We start from the raw sequence: 18145 nt of genomic DNA, 5'->3' as shown, positions 1-18145 counted from the left end.
TTCTATTGATAGTGCTATCTGTAGGTTATTTGATATATATAATGTACGCGCGTACATTATATATATTGCTTCTTTATACCTTGCTTGCAGGTTCTTTGTCCCAGCCTGATAGCCACTATTGTAGTTACTTCTTTCCAGTGCGCTTGCGCTTCTTCATCTGTACGCTTTTCACCATTTCCATTCGCTCCAGATAGATAGGGCGCCATTTGTCGATGATGTCCTGTAATCCTTTGCTCTTGCGTGAAAGGTCAGCGTATTCCTCACTGTCAGTTTCGCCGGATTTCTTGAGTTCAAGCATTCTGGCGAGGAACTGTTTCTGATTCTCTTCTGCTACTTTGAGCTGGTTTCCCAACTTTTCGAGGCTTTCGAGGAAGGCGAGTGCCTTGTCTATATGATTTTGTTCTTCCATTGTTTCTATTGTAAATCTTCTGCAAAGATACAATAAATAATTGGGATATGGAAAAGAAATAGTAGAAATATTGGGGTTTTCGGGAAAAAATATTCAGAGTGCTCTTTTTCTATGGCTGGAAAATAGCAACTTGCCAGGCTTTTTCTCATAGTAGTTCTCTTTTGAAACGCAAATGTTACTGATATTGTAAAACTGCTTACCTTTTGAATGCAAAAACAAGTGTTAGATAACGAAAAGTAGAAGAAAGAAGCCTTTTGATGTTGATATATATCAAAAAAGAGGCCCTTTAGAGCATTTTTCTTGCAAATTGTTTGCGTACACAACAGAAAGTTTGTATCTTTGCAGTGTCTTAAAGAAAAGACATCAGGATAATGTTTAACAAGAGTCCTTCTAGAGCCTCCTAGGTTATAAGAGAGATAGTGTAGGTTCAGAAGATGGCTCGTAAAGTAAAGAAAGGTAAAAAGATTATGAAAAAGATTATGATTTTGGCAGTAGCAATGTTCGCAATGGCAACAACTACTTTCGCAGCAGACGAGGCAACAAACGCAACAGCAGCTTACAACATGAATGTAAAGATGGGTAGCTTGGCTAATGCATTGTCACTCAATATTGATCAGGCAGAGGCTGTAGCTGATGTTCACAAGAACTTCACTGCTGATATGATGAATGCTGCAACTGCAGCAAAGGATGAGCGTGCAGCTATGATTGACAAGGCTGTCATTAAGGATCTCAAGTACATGCACAGCATCCTCAATGATTCTCAGTATCGCAAGTATGTGATGCTTCTGAATGCAACACTTATGAATCGTGGTTTGAAGTAATTCAATTCGATTGAATTCAGAAAAGAAATTATAAGAGAGAGATATGAATGGACTGCAGGTTGGACGATAAGTCTGGCTTGCAGTTTTTTTGTGTCTATAGGAGAGGGGAAAATGGCAATAGCCTAAAGTGTCTGGCTCATCAGTTTTAGGTATTGTCTAAAACCCCCATTATTAGGTATTGCAAGAATAAGAAAAAAGCCGTATCTTTGCACCCGTAAACGAGAATAGATTAATCGTAGGAGTACGGTAATTGTTTGAAACTATCAGTTTGTTTGAAATATAACTTTTAGATAGAATATATTAATAAAACGAATCTTGTTCGCTAATAGAAATAATTCATAATGTTTTTGTATTAAATGCTAAAGCCCATCCGGGAGGATGGGCTTTGCTCTTGTTAGTATAATTGCTTTCGTAGGTTATCTGGCAGGTATCGTTTGCTACTGGTTCATCCGTACCTTCCTTTATGAAGTGAAAAGTGCTTCTTTTTGCAGAGGATAATCAAAAAAGTTGTATCAGTCTAATAATCAGCATAGTTGTTTCGACTGTTTTATTTATGGTAACGATTTAGCGAAAGTCAGACTACTTCTGCCTGCTTTACTTTGCATAATGGTTCAAACAACTCTTACGGTTGCAAAGATATTGTATTTATTTGATAACGCCAAATATTTTAGTAGCCTGTGATGTAACAATGAAAAATCACAAATATTTTACGTTCTCAAAAACTCCGTAAACCGTTACATTCATTGGCAGGTGCAACTGTTATGGAGTAATACTCTACGCACTTACTTCTTTATCGTTAATAATGCATAAATATTGGGGTTTGTATACGATTTTTAATGTATTGCACCTTATCTTTGCTTATCGGAAATCATCCATAACCAAAGTAATAGAAATAGAAAATGGCAAAGAGCAAAAAAGACTTTACATTACTTCTCGTTGCGCTCTTTTGTAGTTCTTTGGCTCATGCACAAAAGCAAGTTCCTACAGAACGGAAAGATTCCATTGACAATGGAAGTAATATTATAAAGATAGTTGGAAATCATTCCAACAAGGGGGCGGTAAATAACGCCCTTGACGTGTTGAGTGGTCAGGCTGCTGGTGTCAACGTGACATCCAACGGTCTGGATCGTATGGCTATGCTCAATAGTGTGCGAGTACGTGGTACAACCTCCATCATCGGAGGCAATGACCCTTTAGTGCTGATTGATGGTGTCACTTCTGATGTACTTACCCTATCAACCATCTATCCTGCAGACATTGAGAGTTTTCGTATATTAAAGAATGCTGCGGAGACCGCCATGTATGGTTCACGTGGAGCGTCTGGTGTTATAGAGGTGAAAACCAAGAAAGGCACAGGACGAGGATTCCAGATCTCGTATGAGGGTAATGTGGGGTTCGAGCAGATGTACAAACACCTGGAGATGCTCAATGCTGCTGAATATGTTGCAACGGCAAAGGCATTGGGTATCTATTGCAACAACGGAGGTTTCAATACCGATAACTACAAGGTGATAACACGCACGGGTATGGTGAACAATCATTACCTTGCATTCAGCGGAGGTACGCCACAGTCAAACTATCGTGCATCTTTCGGAGTAATGGACCACAACACCATCATCAAGAAGATGGACTATAACGTTTTTGTTGCCAAAGTTGATGTAACCCAGAAAGCCTTCAATGACAGACTAACCGGAGAATTCGGAGTTTTCGGCTCTTCATTCAAGAACCATGACATCTTTGATACGCAGATGCTGTTCTATTCCGCAGCATGCCAGAATCCAACTTTCCCTGCAGGTACTGACGAGCATGGAAACTGGCTGAAAAACGAATCGGCAACGCATGTCAACCCACCCGGCATATTGCTTGAAGAGAAAAACGACTCCAAGGATTTGAACTTTGACGCACACATAAAGCTGAGCTACGATTTCAATAAGAACTGGCGTGTATCCACCTTCGGCTCTTACCTGTATGGCTCTACCGAAAACGGACAATTCTGTCCGACATGGGTATGGGCACAAGGCAACGTGTACCGTGGAGAGTTCAAGAAAGAGGAATGGCTTGGCAATGTATCTCTTGATTTCAACAAAGAGTTCGGCATACATAAGGTCTCTGCCGGAGTAAGCAGTGAATACAGAAAACTGAGAAAAACTGCTTTCTGGGTGTATGCCAAGGGAATACCTACAAACGATTTTCATTACGACAATCTCGGTGCTACGGCAGCCCGTCCATACGGTGGAACAGAAAGCACTTACGAAGACCAGTCTCTGGCTTCTGTAATGGGAAGCATCACTTATAATCTGCTTGACAGATATACCTTAGCGGTAAATGCACGCGGTGACGGATCGTCAATGGTAGGTGACAACAACACATGGGGATTCTTCCCATCTGTATCATTCACTTGGGACATGAAGAAGGAAAGCTTCCTTGCCAACATAAAACCGCTGTCAATGCTCAAACTCCGCACGGGTCTGGGACAGGCCGGCAATCTTGGCGGTATCACAGCCTACACAACCATGAACACTGTAAGGCAGACAGGCATTGTTCCGGTCAAGAGTTCTCCAACAGTAACCCTTGGTATGGTAAAAAACAACAATCCTGATTTGAAGTGGGAAACGAAGACAACGTTTAACCTCGGTGCGGACATTGGTCTCTTTGCCAACAGGCTTATGCTTACAGCAGAGTATTACTATTCCAAGACCACCGACATGCTCTACGCCTATGAGGTTCCGGTTCCACCATTCGCATACAATACATTGCTGGCAAACATTGGCTCTATGTCAAACCGCGGATTTGAACTGGGGTTGTCCGTGCAGCCAATAAGCAAGAAGGACCTGGATCTTAACATCAATATGAATCTGTCGTTTCAAAGCAACAAACTCATCTCGCTAAGTGGAGATTACAAGGGAATGAGCATGTCGGCAGCAAACATCACCGCTATTGGATCATTGGATGGTGCTGGTCAAAACGGCGGCGACAACAACGTGGTCTATCAGATAGTTGGACAGCCACTTGGCGTTTTCTACCTACCCCATTGCAAGGGACTTGTCAAGAACGAGAACGGCAGCTATTTTTACGACATAGAGGACCTTGACCATAATGGCAATGTGGACTTAAGCGATGGAGGCGACCGATACATTGCAGGACAAGCCACACCAAAGGTGATCCTTGGCTCAAACATCAGTTTCAGATACAAGAATTACTATATCTCCATACAGATGAATGGAGCATTCGGGCACAAGATTTTCAACGGAACAGGACTGGCTTACACAAGCATGGCTTGCTTCCCAGACTACAATGTCTTGAAGGATGCTCCAAAGAAGAACATCATAGACCAGAGAGTCTCTGACTACTGGCTTGAAAAAGGTGACTACCTGAACTTCGAGCATCTGACAATAGGCTACAATGTGCCTTTGAGGAGCAAGCTTATTCGTTCCTTGCGTGTATCATGCAACATTAGCAACATTGGAACAATCACCGGATATAAAGGTTTGACACCAATGATAAATAGCTATGTTGTCAACAGTACGATGGGTATTGACGACAAGCGCAACTATCCATTATACCGTACTTACTCATTGGGACTGAGTGTACAATTTTAAAACGAAAAGAGTATGAAGACTATTATTAAATACATATTAGCAGCACCGTTAATGCTTTGTTTCAGCAGCTGTCTGGATGAGCATCCCAAAGACCAGCTGGACCAGGAGGCAATCTACAACAATGCTGATAATATATACAAAAACGCAGTAGCTTCCCTGTACAACTACATAGGGAGCAATCAGGAGTCGGAAGGGCTTCAAGGAACTTGCCGGGGTATTTACGACTACAATACCTTGACCACTGACGAGGCAATGAATCCAATCCGTGGTGGAGACTGGTATGATGGCGGTTTGTGGGAGAACATGTATCAGCACAAATGGAATGCCAATGATATTAATTTATATAATGTATGGAAATACCTCTTCAAGGTAATTGTTTTATCTAACCAGTCGCTTTCTATCATTGACAGCCATCAGAGTCTGCTTTCTGCAGAACAGACAAGAGATTTCACGGCAGAGGTAAGAGCTGTACGAGCCTTGTTCTACTATTATGCGATGGATATGTTCGGGCGTGTTCCTATCGTAACATCATACGATGTGAAATTGGAGCAGGTAACGCAAAGCGAAAGAAGTGAGGTATTCAAGTTTATTGTTGACGAGTTGCAGGATGTTGCCCCACAGCTCGCCGATGAGCATTCCAACAAGGAGGGGGACTATTACGGACGTGTGACACGCCCGGTCGCAAACTTCCTGCTTGCAAAGCTTGCCTTGAATGCGGAAATATATACGGATGATAACTGGACCGATGGCAAGCGTCAGGACGGGAAAAGCATTTACTTCAATGTGAATGGCGAGAAAAAGAACGCTTGGGAAACCTGCATCTGGTATTGCGAGCAACTGCGGCAAGAAGGCTATGAGTTGGAGAGCGACTACGCATCGAACTTTGCGGTTCATAATGAAAATTCCAAGGAGAACATCTTCACAATCCCATTGGACAAGAACTTATATTTGAACGAATACCACTATCTTTTCCGCTCACGCCACTACAAACATGGCGGAGCTTATGGTGGTTCTTCTGAAAACGGCACATGTGCAACTGTTTCAACCGTCAAGGCTTTCGGTTACGGAACGGACAATGTTGACAATAGATTCAAGATAAACTTCTATGCAGATACCGTGCTTGTTGACGGAAAGAAGATATATTTGGACAACGGGAAGCCGTTGGTGTACATGCCGCTTGATCTGAAACTGAACCTCAGCGACAGCCCATATAAACAGACGGCAGGCGCTCGTGTAGGCAAATACGAGGTTGATCGAACCGCCTATTCGGACGGACGGCAGGTTGACAACGATATCGTCCTTTTTAGATATGGTGACGCGCTGTTGATGGAAGCCGAGGCGAAAGTTCGCAATGGCGAGGATGGTTCAATAGAGCTGAACGCTATAAGAGACCGAGTAGGAATGCCTCATGTGGAAGCCAATTTGGACAACATTCTAAAGGAGCGTCTGCTGGAATTGGTTTGGGAAGGTTGGAGACGTCAAGATCTCATCCGTTTTGGCAAATATACCAAGGCATATGATCAAAGAACTCCATTAGAAAAGGAGTCTACCGGTTTTACAACGGTTTTCCCAATACCACAAAGATGTCTGGATTTAAACAAGAAATTAAAACAGAATCCAAGTTATTGATATAGTTGCCATAAGCTTTTCATTCACATGAAATCATTTTCCCTGCCAAGACTGCCAAGGTGAGCGCACATCATTGCACAGCAAATTGGAACTTTTGATGTTTCAGCACTGCGTAAGCCTTTGTGCAGTCTTGGCTATATTTTTCATTGTTTGATTTGATGCTATCCAAACTCTCTACTACTCATATCCCTTTGCCATTTTTGACACCACTTTTATAAGAGTATAGTCATAGCTTGATTCATCTGCTGGTGGATTAGCATATATCAGTGTTGCCCAAGATTAGTTTCAATATTTGGGCACTCGTTGCCCGCCCTACGGGCACTTGTTGCCCAGCGCTTGTTCTGTGGATGCCCGCTTGGTGGGCTGTGGATGCCCATGCGACGGGCATAGTTGGACCCACTAGTGGGCACATTTTTCTGTTTCTTAACTATATGGCGATTGTAAATTACAGTTGGCGTAGTGAGGGAAATAGTGAGAATATCAAGATGGGGAGTGTTGGACAGATGTAAGTCATACCTCTAGTGACACGGAGATATCCGAGCAGTTGAAGGTGACCGCGCGCCTGTCCGCAGGTATCTCAGAAAATCTCTGAAAAACTTGTGGAAATTTTGAAAGGTTCTACAAGTTTTTCAAAGAATATGCAAGACGGGGTTTTCTGATGGCTTACGTTGTTGATACTTGAGAGCACCAAAATAGCATCACTTTTATAGTTTATTCTTTTAACAAGTCGTCAAGGAATTCATCGAGGTCGTGATCCAGGTTTTCCATCAGGTCACCACCCAGAATAATGGTATCATCATCGGCAAGATAGAGTTCGCCGAGGTTTTCCTTGTCGTCATCTTCCAGCACGAAGCTATATGGCTTAAGGATTCCGAGATTATCAACGATCTCAGAATTCTTGCGCAAGGTGTCTCGCAAAATCTTTGCCACCTCATCATAGAAGTTCTCATCCTTGTTGTCTATCCATTGCTCAACTACGCAGCGAGTAATCTCTGTGTCGTCATCGTCAAAGGCAAGGAGTTCACCACTGTCTTGGGAAACTCTTACATGGATGTCGGTCAGCACGGCGTTTTCTTCATTTGAAGGTTGTGCTGGAAACTTTTGAGCTATCTTTTTGATAAAGCGCTCAACTTGCTGAATTGTCATCTGCTCTGTTATTTCCATAATCTTAGTGTTTTCGTGCCTCGACACGCTAGGTGTTGTTGGCTTTCTTGTTTTTTGCAAAGGTACACAAAAAAATGATATAAACAAAGAAGATGGCGAGAAAATTATAAAAAAACTATTTTTATCCGTTTATTTCTGTGTTTTTCTCAGTTTTTATGGTCTAAAATGTAAAATAGAAAACGTTTACGTTTCTTTTAATTAAATAATCTGGTGATTTTGTTTGTCATTTATAAATAATATATTATCTTTGCAAACAAATTGGAATTGCTAACTCGACTTTGCAATAAGACACCTTAAAATAGGTGCTCTTGTGTAGGAGAGGAAAGGCTAACCTTATGAACAAGATTAGGAAATGAGTAATAAAATTAAGCATAATGGAGTAGTGGATGGAGTAGAAGAGGGCTGTGTGCGCGTGCGCATCCTTCAGTCATCTGCATGCAGTGCCTGTAAGGTGGCTGCGCATTGCAATGCTTCTGAAACGAAAGAAAAGATTATCGAGGTGCAGGTTGCTGATGCTGTCAAGTATCAGCTGGGTGACTCTGTTGTTGTGGTGGCAGATACGGCTGTTGGCTTCCGCGCCAGCATGTATGGCTATTTGCTGCCTCTGCTCCTGATGGTTGTGGCTTTGGTTACTGTACTGAAAATCACGCAATCAGAGGGATATGCCGCTGTGTCTGCCTTGGGAATATTGATACCTTATTATATAGGGCTTTATCTCTTGAGAAACAAACTACGAAATAAATTAAGCTTTAGTCTTGAACCCTGCTGCTAGAATGATTATCCAGCTTTTCAGGCTCGATTACAGGATGTTGGCTGATATAGAAATAATTAGAAATATTAACAAAACAAATACAAACTATTATGGATTTAATTTTGAGTGCTGTCTTGGTACTCGGTGCCATTGCGCTGGTAGCAGCGCTGGTGCTCTTCGGGGTATCCAAGAAGTTTGCCGTTGAAGAAGACCCTCGGTTGGGACAGGTAGGAGAACTCCTTCCTGGTGCCAACTGCGGTGGTTGCGGTTTTGCCGGATGTTCCGGTATGGCTGCTGCGCTGGTTAAGGGTGCTGATGCCGGTAGCATCGACGGACAGATGTGTCCTGTGGGTGGTGCCGACGTGATGGGCAAGGTGGCTGATCTCCTTGGTTTGGCTGTGGCTAACACAGAGGCTAAGGTGGCAGTGGTTCGTTGTAATGGCTCTTGCGAGCATCGTCCTCGCATTGCCGAGTATGATGGTTTGCACACTTGTGCTGCCATGAACTCCTGTGGTGCCGTTGAAACCGGCTGCGGTTTCGGCTGTCTGGGTTGTGGCGATTGCGTGGCTGCCTGCCAGTTTGGTGCCATCTCTATCAATCCTGAGACGGGGCTTCCTGAGGTTGATGAGGAGAAGTGTACGGGTTGTGGTGCTTGCGCCAAGGCTTGTCCACGTCATATCATCGAGCTTCGAAAGAAGGGTCCTAAGGGTCGCCGTGTTTACGTGCAGTGCGTGAACCACGACAAGGGTGCTGTGGCTAAGAAGGCTTGTAGCGTTGCTTGCATCGGATGCGGTAAGTGTCAGAAGGTCTGCAAGTTTGATGCTATCAACGTCGAGAACAATGTGGCTTATATCGATTTCAACAAGTGCCGCATGTGTACCAAGTGTGTTGACGAATGCCCAACCGGTGCTCTCGTAAAAGTTAATTTCCCAGTTAAGAAAAAGGAGGAATAATCATGAATTTGAGAACTTTTAGAATTGGTGGAGTTCACCCAGAAGAGAATAAGATTACTGCCGAGATGGCTACTCAGGTAGCTCCTCTCCCTAAGCAGGCTATTTTTCCACTTGGTCAGCATATCGGTGCTCCTGCCAAGCCTGTGGTTGCCAAGGGCGACAAGGTGAAGGTGGGTACACTCATCGCTGAGGCTGGTGGCTTTGTGAGTGCTCCTATTTACAGTTCCGTATCAGGAACCGTGTTCAAGGTAGATACATCTATTGATGCTACCGGTTATCGCAAGCCTTGCATTATCATTAATGTAGAAGGCGATGAATGGGAGGAGAGTATCGACCGCTCTGATAAACTCGAGACTCTGGAGGCTCATGCTGAGCTGACTCCAGAAGAGATTGTCAACCGTATCAAGGTGGCTGGTGTCACTGGTATGGGTGGTGCCGGTTTCCCAACCTTCATCAAGCTTTGTCCTCCTCCTGGTGCCAAGGCTGAGTGCGTCATCATCAATGGTGTAGAGTGCGAGCCTTATATCACAGCCGATTATCGCCTGATGATGGAGCATGCCGATGAGATTCTCGTTGGCTTGAACCTTCTGATGAAGGCGGCAAAGGTAGAGAAGGGCTACATTGGTATCGAGGACAACAAGCCTGCTGCCATCAAGCTCTTCGAGGAAAAGACTGCCAATGATTCTCGTATCGAGATTGTTCCTCTGGCTAAGAAGTATCCGCAGGGTGGTGAGAAGCAGCTGGTGGATGCCGTCATCCGCCGTCAGGTTCCAGCTCCTCCAGCTATCCCTGTTAACGTTGGAGCAATTGTTCAGAATGTAGGTACTGCCTTCGCTGTTTATCAGGCAGTTATGAAGAACAAGCCTCTCTTCGAGCGCTATACCACTGTTACCGGAAAGCAGGTGAAGAATCCTGGCAACTTCCTCGTGCGTATGGGAACTCCATTTTCTCAGATGATTGAGAATTGTGGCGGTTTGCCTGAGGGCGACAACAAGGTGTTGGCTGGTGGTCCGATGATGGGTAAGGCTGTAATCAGTCTCGATGTTCCTGTAACCAAGGGTACCAACTCCATCACCGTATTGACCGATGCGGATGCTCATCGCAAGAAGGCTCAGCCATGTATCCGCTGTGCCAAGTGTGTGGATGCCTGCCCAATGGGCCTGGAGCCATACTTGCTTGCTACCCTGAGCGTAGTGAAGGATTATGAACGTCTGGAGGCTGAGGAGGTAACATCCTGCATAGCCTGCGGTTCATGCCAGTTCACCTGTCCATCTCATCGTCCTATCCTCGATAACATCATCAAAGGTAAGGCAGCGGTGATGGGCATCATCAGAGCACGAAGTGCCAAGAAGTAAAGAATAAAAGTAAAAACAAACCAAATACTTGATTAAGTAAAATGGGAAAATTAATCGTTTCATTATCGCCACATGCCCATGGAAATGAGAGCGTGGAGAAGAACATGTACGGAGTGATCATCGCTCTCGTGCCTGCCATCCTCGCATCTTTCTATTTCTTCGGTCTGGGTTCAGCAGTCGTACTGCTCACCTCTGTGGCAGCCTGCGTCTTCTTTGAGTGGGCAATTACAAAATATCTCCTGAAGGAGGAGACCAGCTTGCTCGATGGTTCTGCCATCATCACCGGTCTTCTGCTCGGCATGAACTTGCCAAGTAACCTTCTTCTCTGGATCATCATCATCGGTGCCCTGTTTGCCATCGGTGTGGGTAAGATGAGTTTCGGCGGTCTGGGTAACAATCCTTTCAATCCTGCTTTGGTAGGCCGTTGCTTCCTGCTCGTCAGTTTCCCTGCACAGATGACATCATGGCCTGTGGCTGGACAGATGCTCAGCTATACCGATGCTACAACTGGTGCTACACCGCTGGCTATCATGAAGACAGCCATCAAGACTGGCGATTCTTCTCTCCTGAATCAGTTGCCTGATTCCATGAGCCTGCTCTTCGGTGCTACTGGAGATACCTTCGGTGCCGGAACTACCGGTGAGGTTTGTGCATTCGCCCTCTTGCTCGGTTTGGCTTACATGCTCTGGAAGAAGGTCATCACCTGGCATATTCCAGTCAGCATCATCGCTACCGTATTCGTTTTCAGCGGTTTGATGCATTTGGCTAATCCTGTTTATGCCAATCCTCTGGCAGTCATCTTCAGTGGTGGTCTGATGCTCGGTGCCATCTTCATGGCAACCGATTATGTAACATCACCGATGACTCACAAGGGTATGCTCATCTACGGTGTCTGCATCGGTCTTCTCACCGTTATCATCCGTAACTGGGGTAGTTATCCGGAAGGTATGTCGTTCGCCATTCTTATCATGAATGCGTTCACACCTCTTATTAATACATACGTTAAACCAAAGCGCTTCGGTGAGAAGCCTGCTAAGAAATAAGGAGGACTGAGACATGCAGAAATTAGAATCATCATTAAAGAACATGGTTTTGGTGCTCGTAGGTGTAGCACTCGTTGTGGGTGCCGTGCTGGCTTGTATCAACAACCTTACTTCAGGTCCTATCGCCGAGAAGGCTGCCCAGAGTCTGGCTGCCGGTATCAAGAGCGTGATGGGCACTGAAGATCTCCAGGTGGCTGAACCTGAAGAGGTGAAGCAGGAGTTCGGCGGCAAGGAGCTTACCTTTATCCTCCACAAGTGCTCTGACAAGAGCGGTAAGGAGTTGGGTGCAGCCGTAGAGAGTACTACCGGCGGTTTCGGTGGCGACTTGAAGGTGCTCGTAGGTTTCGATACCGAAGGCAAGATTATGGGTTACACCATACTTCAGGCTTCAGAGACTCCAGGTCTGGGTGCCAAGGCAACCAGCTGGTTCCAGAAAGACGGAAAGGGTAGCATCATTGGTATGACTCCAAAGGATGGCGACCTCCACGTGAGCAAGGACGATAAGGGTGGCAATGCCGTAGATGCCATCACCGCATCAACCATTACCAGCCGTGCCTTCCTCAAGGCTATCAATCAGGCTTACGCTGCCTATGCAGGTAAGAGTGTAGATGGCGAGAGCGGTGCATCTAAAGTTGAACATAACGAAAAGAAAGGATAAGCCGATATGAGTAATATGAAAATTTTGATGAACGGACTCATCAAGGAGAACCCAACCTTCGTGTTGCTCCTCGGTATGTGTCCTACCTTGGCTACAACAACCAGTGCCATCAACGGTCTTTCCATGGGATTGGCAACCATGGCAGTATTGGTTTGTACCAACTTTGTGATTTCATGTATCAAGAAGATTACCCCGGATATGGTTCGCATCCCTGTTTTCATCGTCGTGATTGCAGCCTTCGTAACCATCCTTCAGATGCTGATGAGTGCCTATGCTCCTGACAGCATCAACCAGGCTCTGGGTATCTACATCCCATTGATTGTAGTTAACTGTATCATTTTGGGTAGAGCAGAGAGCTTTGCTGCCAAGAACTCACCGATTGCCAGTCTCTTTGATGGTCTCGGCTGCGGTTTGGGTTTCACCCTCGGTTTGACTATCTTGGGTAGTGCCCGTGAGATTCTTGGTGCAGGAAGCGTATTCGGTATCACTCTGTTGCCAGAGACTACCAATATTCTGATGTTCATCCTGCCGCCAGGAGCATTCCTCACATTGGGATACATCATTGCGATATTTAATAAGGTAAAGAAGTAAACGTAGCCATCGCTTCTGTCAATGAAATAGAATAGAAATTATGGAATATTTATTGATATTTATCTCTGCGATATTCGTCAACAACATCGTCTTGTCGCAGTTTCTCGGTATCTGTCCTTTCCTGGGCGTATCGAAGAAAGTTGATACAGCCATCGGTATGGGTGGTGCCATCGCCTTTGTCTTGACCTTGGCAACCATCATTACCTGGTGTGTTCAGAAGTATGTACTCGATCCGTTCGGATTGCAATATCTCCAGACCCTGGCGTTCATCCTCGTGATTGCCGCCTTAGTTCAGATGGTAGAGATTATTCTCAAGAAGGTTTCTCCTGCGCTTTATCAGGCACTCGGTATCTTCCTGCCTTTGATTACTACCAACTGTGCTGTGCTGGGTGTAGCCATCCTGGTTATCCAGAAGGACTACAATCTCTTGGAGAGTGTGGTTTATGCCTTCTCTACAGCCCTCGGCTTTGCCCTGGCTCTCATCGTCTTTGCTGGTATTCGTGAGCAGCAGGCTTTGGTTCGCATTCCTAAGGGTATGCAGGGCGTAGCCATCGTGATGGTTACAGCCGCTCTCCTCAGTCTTGCCTTCATGGGCTTCTCTGGTGTAGATGGAGGCTTGAAGGCTTTGTTCGGATTGGAGTAAAAAGATAGTATTAGTTAGTTAAAACGCCCTGAGAGGGCAAAAGCATTATGTATGATGATGCTTTTGCGCTTTCAGGACGTTTTTTTTATTGGCTGCTTTTCCAGCCTACCAGTCTGTCGGTTCTATCTCCCGTGCCTCGATAATAGATGAGGGCATCATAGCGGTTGGTCGTCTGGAAGAAGTTACCCTCCGTACTCACGGGTTGCGTACTGCCGTCGCTTTTGAGCACCAGATACTGGTAGCTGTAATAACCTTGCTTGAGCAGCACGGTGGCATGATAGCTGTGGTCGGCTTCGTTGTATTCCATCCGATAGGTAGGCAAAAAGCGGTCGTAGGTCCAGTCTGCATTCAGATATACGTCGCCTGGCTGGCGATTGGTCTGTAGCCGGAAATGTACCGGCGCATACTCGCAGGTGAAATTATTGTCCTCGTTATCGCTGTTGCGCACGTAGAAGGAGCCTTTGGCGCTCTCATCATGTACGTAGTTGGGGCGAGGGGTATCGGGCATTACATAGATTTGGTATTCTTCTCCATCCCATTCTGTCTCGTCTATTCCCATCGTAGGATGATCCATGTCGAGCAGTTCGAATTTTCGGTATTCATTTCCTGCATCGAATATCAGATGGCGGTTGTGTTGCCATTGCAGTCCATCTGCGCTGATATAATCAGGTTTGGCATTCCATACTGCCTGAGTCCAACGTCCGTTCTGCAGCACCACGGTTTTAATCTGTTGTGAGGGATTGGTTACTCTTAGGCTTCCGTAGTTCACATTCATGCTTACCTGCTGATGCTGCTTATTGATGTCGATGTCCGTATTCGAAGAATATCCGATGGCAATCTGCACCTGTGGCTCTACTACCATAAAGCAGGCGGTGAGTATCTTTCTGCCATCCTTATCGGTAGTTTCATCCTCTTGGTTGTTCGTCTCTGCGGTGTCATCGTAGATGGTGAGCTTGTAGTTTCCGCTCATGGTGATGTGGAAGTTCTCGTTGGGGATTGTGAGGCGATAGTGGGTGTAGAGATGGTTGGTGTTGAGCGATTGTTCGATGTTGTCGATGGCTTGCTCGTGGTTCCATCCCTTCAGATAGTCGGTCTCGAAGAGTCCCTGAGAAACCTTCCAGTCGGCATCGCAATGTTCTATCCTGTAGGTGTATCGATGATAATCGTGGGTCATGTCATCGAAGTCGATGTGGATGGGTTGCCCGTTCAGCAAAGTGATGGGAAGGGCTTGCCAGTCGGTGCCCGCCACTACCTGTAGGGTAGCGATGCGCTGACTGTATATCTCGTGTCTCTGCGCCCGTGAGGGCAGGGCAGCGAGGGCGAGAAGTATATGGAGAGTCAATATCTTTTTCATACTTGCAAAGATACGGTAAAAAGGGGGGAATGTAGTCGATAGGAGAATCGAACCCTTATGCCAAGATAGAGAATCTTGTATCCTAACCATTAGATGAATCGACCAACGGTGCAATTTTGAATAATGCTTGCGGAAGGTGGGGGATTCGAACCCCCGGTACGGTAACCCGCACGTCAGTTTAGCAAACTGGTGGTTTCAGCCACTCACCCAACCTTCCTGTTGGATTCATTACTGAATCATCAAGCATCGTTCTCAAATGCGATTGCAAAGGTACAACTTTTTTTTGGTTCCACCAAATTTTTCCTTTACTTTTTTGCTTTTATGATGGGTAATTGTCATTTATCCACAACGGCGATAGCGTTACCTGCGTAGGGATAAAAAAATAACTTGCAGTAGTCTCTTCGACTAATTGCAAGCTTACTAACAATAACCAATACATGAAAAACACTTAGTAGTCGATAGGGGAATCGAACCCCTATGCCAAGATTGAGAATCTTGTATCCTAACCATTAGATGAATCGACCATTTTAATTAGCCTGCATTGGTTTCACAACTTGTGCAGACTTGAACAACAAATTTAAGTAGTCGATAGGGGAATCGAACCCCTATGCCAAGATTGAGAATCTTGTATCCTAACCATTAGATGAATCGACCATTTTAATTAGCCTGCATTGGTTTCACAACTTGTGCAGACTTGAACAACAAATTTAAGTAGTCGATAGGGGAATCGAACCCCTATGCCAAGATTGAGAATCTTGTATCCTAACCATTAGATGAATCGACCAACAATGCAATCTTGAACTCCGCTTGCGGAAGGTGGGGGATTCGAACCCCCGGTACGGTAATCCCGCACGTCAGTTTAGCAAACTGGTGGTTTCAGCCACTCACCCAACCTTCCAATTGGATATTGTTGCCAAATCAACAAGCATCGTTCTCAAATGCGGGTGCAAAGATACTACATTTTTTTTGTTCCACCAAATTTTTCTGCAACTTTTTTCAAGAAATATGCATATTTTCTTGATTTTTCTTGTTTTTGGGAGGAATTATAGGGGATAAGCTGACTTTGTCAACAAAAAAGGAGGCAGATTTACCAATTATTGGAAATCTGCCTCCTGTAGGAAAGGGTCGCTCGATGATGTGATGAAACTCCGAATGTCATAAACATTTGAGAGCTCTCCGCTTTTGTAATCCACCGGCTTTGCAGCTTAGTTGACATGTCAGTTTATGTGGCCCGCCATAGGCAAGAGAAGTCTTCTCGGTTTCATAAGTGTAATTTGATGAGTATCCCGATCGAACCGACACGACCCTTATATCTTTGTCGAATAGACATAGCATAGGCTATCATCCATTGATAGAAGTCTTTGGGTTTTCTATACTGCAAAGATAATGCAATCTTTTGAAACTACCAAATCTTTCTGCTGATTTTTTCGAAAAATCTTCTTTATCAAAAGCCAGAACTCCCTTTTCCTTGTTTCTCTCAAGGGTCAAGACTTCTTTTTCCTGAGCTCTTCGTATATTTCTTCGAAATATTTCCTGAGTTCTGTCTTGTCCTCAATGATATTCCGCAGCTCTTTCAGAGCCTTCTCATTGGGTGAGTTGGGAATCCAGAGCTTGATGTAGCCGTTGCGGGAATATTTCTCGTCCATGTGGTCGGCGAACCGCTGCCATTGCTCTTCCTTTCCTTTTCCGGGATAGTTCTCCTTTCCATATTCGATGGCACGAAGAAAAATTTCGTGAATATCGATGTCGCGGTCGGCTTCGGCTACAATCTTGCCATAGATGCTTCGTGGCTGGCGACTGGAGGAGGCGCGGTGATCCTCCACGGCTTCTTTCATGATTTTAATCTGCTCGGGAGTGAACCAGCGCTTCAGTCTGGCATCAGCCTGGAGGATTTTGCCACTGGTGAGGTGGTGGATGGCGCGCGGACCGCTCATTCCCAGGTCGTGATAGGCGGCAACGATATAAACCATGTCGATGTCGGCACCTGTTACAGGTACGAGTTTCAGGGCGTTTTTGATGACACGGGTTACGTGGCGCAATCCGTGGCTCTCGCCAAATTCTGTATATTTGGGCAGAATCTGTGTTTCCACAAACTGCATGATTTCGAGATTTACTTGTTGCTTCATACTTTTTCTTCTTTTATATAAATAATGTACGCGCGTACATTATATAATTATTATTTCTGAATGTTATCTTCTCATTCTAGAATCTTCTCATGCCATTCCAGAGGGGGCGGGTATCTTTGGGATTACCACATCATTCCAAGGATGATGAAGGTAGAGATCATACCAAAGGTAAAGATGTTGAGAGCCGTGTAGCCCAGTACCTTGTTCAGCATTCTGCCTTCTCCTATCTTCCTCATCTTGGCGAATGTTCGGTTGTGCACCACGAGATATGTGGCGGCGAAAGGCAAAAACCTAGTATCTGCATCGTAGGCAAGTGCACCATAGATGTTGATTCCAATCATGATGAGGATACCGATGTTGCCCATTGCGCAGTAGAGGCGCTCGCCGTTTTTCTTGCCGATGTGAACGATCAGTGTCTTCTTGCCCGCCTTGATGTCGTTGTCGTAGTCGCGATAGTTGTTCAGAATGAGCAGCGTATCTACTACCAGTCCGCAGGCGATGGAAGTCAGTATGGCTTCTGCTGATACAGTCTGCATTCCTTCAGGCATGACCAGGTAGTAGGTGCAGCAGACCGGCACGATGCCGAAAAAGAGAAGTACCAGCAGGTCGCCCAATCCCAGATAGCTCAGTTTGGTGGTGTAGAGGAAACAGAAGAGGACGCAGCAGATACCCACGATGATCATCTCCTTTCCGCCGTAAAAGGCGAGGGGCAAACCGATGATACAGCCCAGAAGTGTAGTGATGATGATGCCCCATTTCATGGCTTTCATGGTGATCCAGCCTTCGGCGCAGGCTCTCTTTGGACCTAATCTGGTTTCATCGTCGTTGCCATGCTTGAAATCGAAGAAGTCGTTCACGAAGTTGGAGTCTATCTGCATTATCCAAGCAAAGAGCAGACAGAGCAGGGCAGGAACCCATTGGCAGTTGGCACTTGAATCCTTGTATGCCAGGGCTACTCCCAGCATCACCGGTACTGCCGCTGCCGAAAGGGTGACGGGGCGGGCGGCGAGAAACCATGCCTTGATAGAATTTGTCTTTACCATCATATT

At 45.3% G+C, this 18145-nt stretch carries 16 protein-coding genes and 5 tRNA genes; 10 read left to right on the top strand and 11 right to left on the bottom strand.

The features are described 5' to 3' along the window. Nucleotides 1–124: 124 nt before the first annotated feature. Complete coding sequence (locus AAAT87_RS06955; protein ID WP_089542711.1) at nt 125–409, bottom strand: hypothetical protein; 285 nt, start codon at nt 407–409, stop codon at nt 125–127. A 467-nt stretch (nt 410–876) separates the two neighbouring features. Between AAAT87_RS06955 and AAAT87_RS06950 the strand changes: the two genes are divergently transcribed. The 3 genes from AAAT87_RS06950 (at nt 877) to AAAT87_RS06940 (ending at nt 6458) form a co-directional block, all read left to right on the top strand. Further along, nucleotides 877–1230 (top strand): hypothetical protein, encoded by a 354-nt coding sequence (locus AAAT87_RS06950; RefSeq protein WP_089542820.1) that lies wholly within the window; start codon nt 877–879, stop codon nt 1228–1230. Between the two features lie 899 nt (nt 1231–2129). Continuing rightward, nucleotides 2130–4829: a SusC/RagA family TonB-linked outer membrane protein gene (locus AAAT87_RS06945; protein ID WP_349226039.1), complete on the top strand. Its 2700-nt coding sequence runs from the start codon at nt 2130–2132 to the stop codon at nt 4827–4829. A 12-nt stretch (nt 4830–4841) separates the two neighbouring features. Beyond that, nucleotides 4842–6458: a RagB/SusD family nutrient uptake outer membrane protein gene (locus AAAT87_RS06940; RefSeq protein ID WP_349226038.1), complete on the top strand. Its 1617-nt coding sequence runs from the start codon at nt 4842–4844 to the stop codon at nt 6456–6458. Between the two features lie 177 nt (nt 6459–6635). Here AAAT87_RS06940 and AAAT87_RS15550 read toward each other — a convergent pair whose 3' ends face one another. Both AAAT87_RS15550 and AAAT87_RS06935 read right to left on the bottom strand, forming a co-directional pair. Continuing rightward, on the bottom strand, nt 6636–6722 hold the full coding sequence (locus AAAT87_RS15550) for a DUF4377 domain-containing protein (protein WP_412458963.1): 87 nt from the start codon (nt 6720–6722) through the stop codon (nt 6636–6638). A 447-nt stretch (nt 6723–7169) separates the two neighbouring features. Further along, on the bottom strand, nt 7170–7622 hold the full coding sequence (locus AAAT87_RS06935; protein ID WP_089542819.1) for a hypothetical protein: 453 nt from the start codon (nt 7620–7622) through the stop codon (nt 7170–7172). Nucleotides 7623–7974: 352 nt separating this feature from the next. Between AAAT87_RS06935 and AAAT87_RS06930 the strand changes: the two genes are divergently transcribed. The 7 genes from AAAT87_RS06930 (at nt 7975) to rsxA (ending at nt 13616) form a co-directional block, all read left to right on the top strand. Next, nucleotides 7975–8394: a SoxR reducing system RseC family protein gene (locus AAAT87_RS06930; RefSeq protein WP_349226037.1), complete on the top strand. Its 420-nt coding sequence runs from the start codon at nt 7975–7977 to the stop codon at nt 8392–8394. Nucleotides 8395–8483: 89 nt separating this feature from the next. After that, nucleotides 8484–9326 (top strand): Fe-S cluster domain-containing protein, encoded by an 843-nt coding sequence (locus AAAT87_RS06925; RefSeq protein ID WP_349226036.1) that lies wholly within the window; start codon nt 8484–8486, stop codon nt 9324–9326. Nucleotides 9327–9328: 2 nt separating this feature from the next. Then, nucleotides 9329–10681 carry an electron transport complex subunit RsxC gene (gene rsxC, locus AAAT87_RS06920; RefSeq protein WP_349226035.1) on the top strand — a complete coding sequence of 451 codons (1353 nt, stop codon included), beginning with the start codon at nt 9329–9331 and terminating at the stop codon, nt 10679–10681. 41 nt (nt 10682–10722) lie between these two features. Beyond that, complete coding sequence (locus tag AAAT87_RS06915) at nt 10723–11724, top strand: RnfABCDGE type electron transport complex subunit D (RefSeq protein WP_349226034.1); 1002 nt, start codon at nt 10723–10725, stop codon at nt 11722–11724. Between the two features lie 13 nt (nt 11725–11737). Beyond that, the gene (locus AAAT87_RS06910) at nt 11738–12382 is read left to right on the top strand and encodes an RnfABCDGE type electron transport complex subunit G (protein WP_349226033.1); all 645 of its coding nucleotides are present in this window, start codon (nt 11738–11740) and stop codon (nt 12380–12382) included. 6 nt (nt 12383–12388) lie between these two features. Further along, nucleotides 12389–12973, top strand: coding sequence for an electron transport complex subunit RsxE (gene rsxE / locus AAAT87_RS06905; protein WP_089542705.1), 585 nt, complete (start codon nt 12389–12391; stop codon nt 12971–12973). A 40-nt stretch (nt 12974–13013) separates the two neighbouring features. Continuing rightward, on the top strand, nt 13014–13616 hold the full coding sequence (gene rsxA, locus AAAT87_RS06900; protein ID WP_089542704.1) for an electron transport complex subunit RsxA: 603 nt from the start codon (nt 13014–13016) through the stop codon (nt 13614–13616). Between the two features lie 85 nt (nt 13617–13701). Here rsxA and AAAT87_RS06895 read toward each other — a convergent pair whose 3' ends face one another. From AAAT87_RS06895 to menA, 8 genes are all read right to left on the bottom strand, one after another. Beyond that, complete coding sequence (locus AAAT87_RS06895) at nt 13702–14970, bottom strand: type IX secretion system plug protein (protein ID WP_349226032.1); 1269 nt, start codon at nt 14968–14970, stop codon at nt 13702–13704. A gap of 130 nt (nt 14971–15100) precedes the next feature. Next, nucleotides 15101–15187 (bottom strand) — tRNA-Ser (locus AAAT87_RS06890). A 235-nt stretch (nt 15188–15422) separates the two neighbouring features. Continuing rightward, nucleotides 15423–15494, bottom strand: a tRNA-Glu gene (locus AAAT87_RS06885). A gap of 58 nt (nt 15495–15552) precedes the next feature. Continuing rightward, nucleotides 15553–15624: transfer RNA gene (locus tag AAAT87_RS06880), tRNA-Glu, on the bottom strand. Between the two features lie 58 nt (nt 15625–15682). Continuing rightward, nucleotides 15683–15754 (bottom strand) — tRNA-Glu (locus AAAT87_RS06875). Between the two features lie 26 nt (nt 15755–15780). Continuing rightward, a tRNA-Ser gene (locus tag AAAT87_RS06870) sits at nt 15781–15868 on the bottom strand. 586 nt (nt 15869–16454) lie between these two features. After that, nucleotides 16455–17096: an HD domain-containing protein gene (locus tag AAAT87_RS06865; RefSeq protein ID WP_298531129.1), complete on the bottom strand. Its 642-nt coding sequence runs from the start codon at nt 17094–17096 to the stop codon at nt 16455–16457. Nucleotides 17097–17218: 122 nt separating this feature from the next. Beyond that, nucleotides 17219–18139 carry a 1,4-dihydroxy-2-naphthoate octaprenyltransferase gene (gene menA / locus AAAT87_RS06860; RefSeq protein WP_349226045.1) on the bottom strand — a complete coding sequence of 307 codons (921 nt, stop codon included), beginning with the start codon at nt 18137–18139 and terminating at the stop codon, nt 17219–17221. Nucleotides 18140–18145: the final 6 nt, after the last annotated feature.

Origin of the sequence: Segatella sinensis (assembly GCF_040095255.1) — a bacterium.
Classification (GTDB): domain Bacteria; phylum Bacteroidota; class Bacteroidia; order Bacteroidales; family Bacteroidaceae; genus Prevotella; species Prevotella sinensis.
This window is presented reverse-complemented; position numbering and strand designations above follow the sequence as displayed.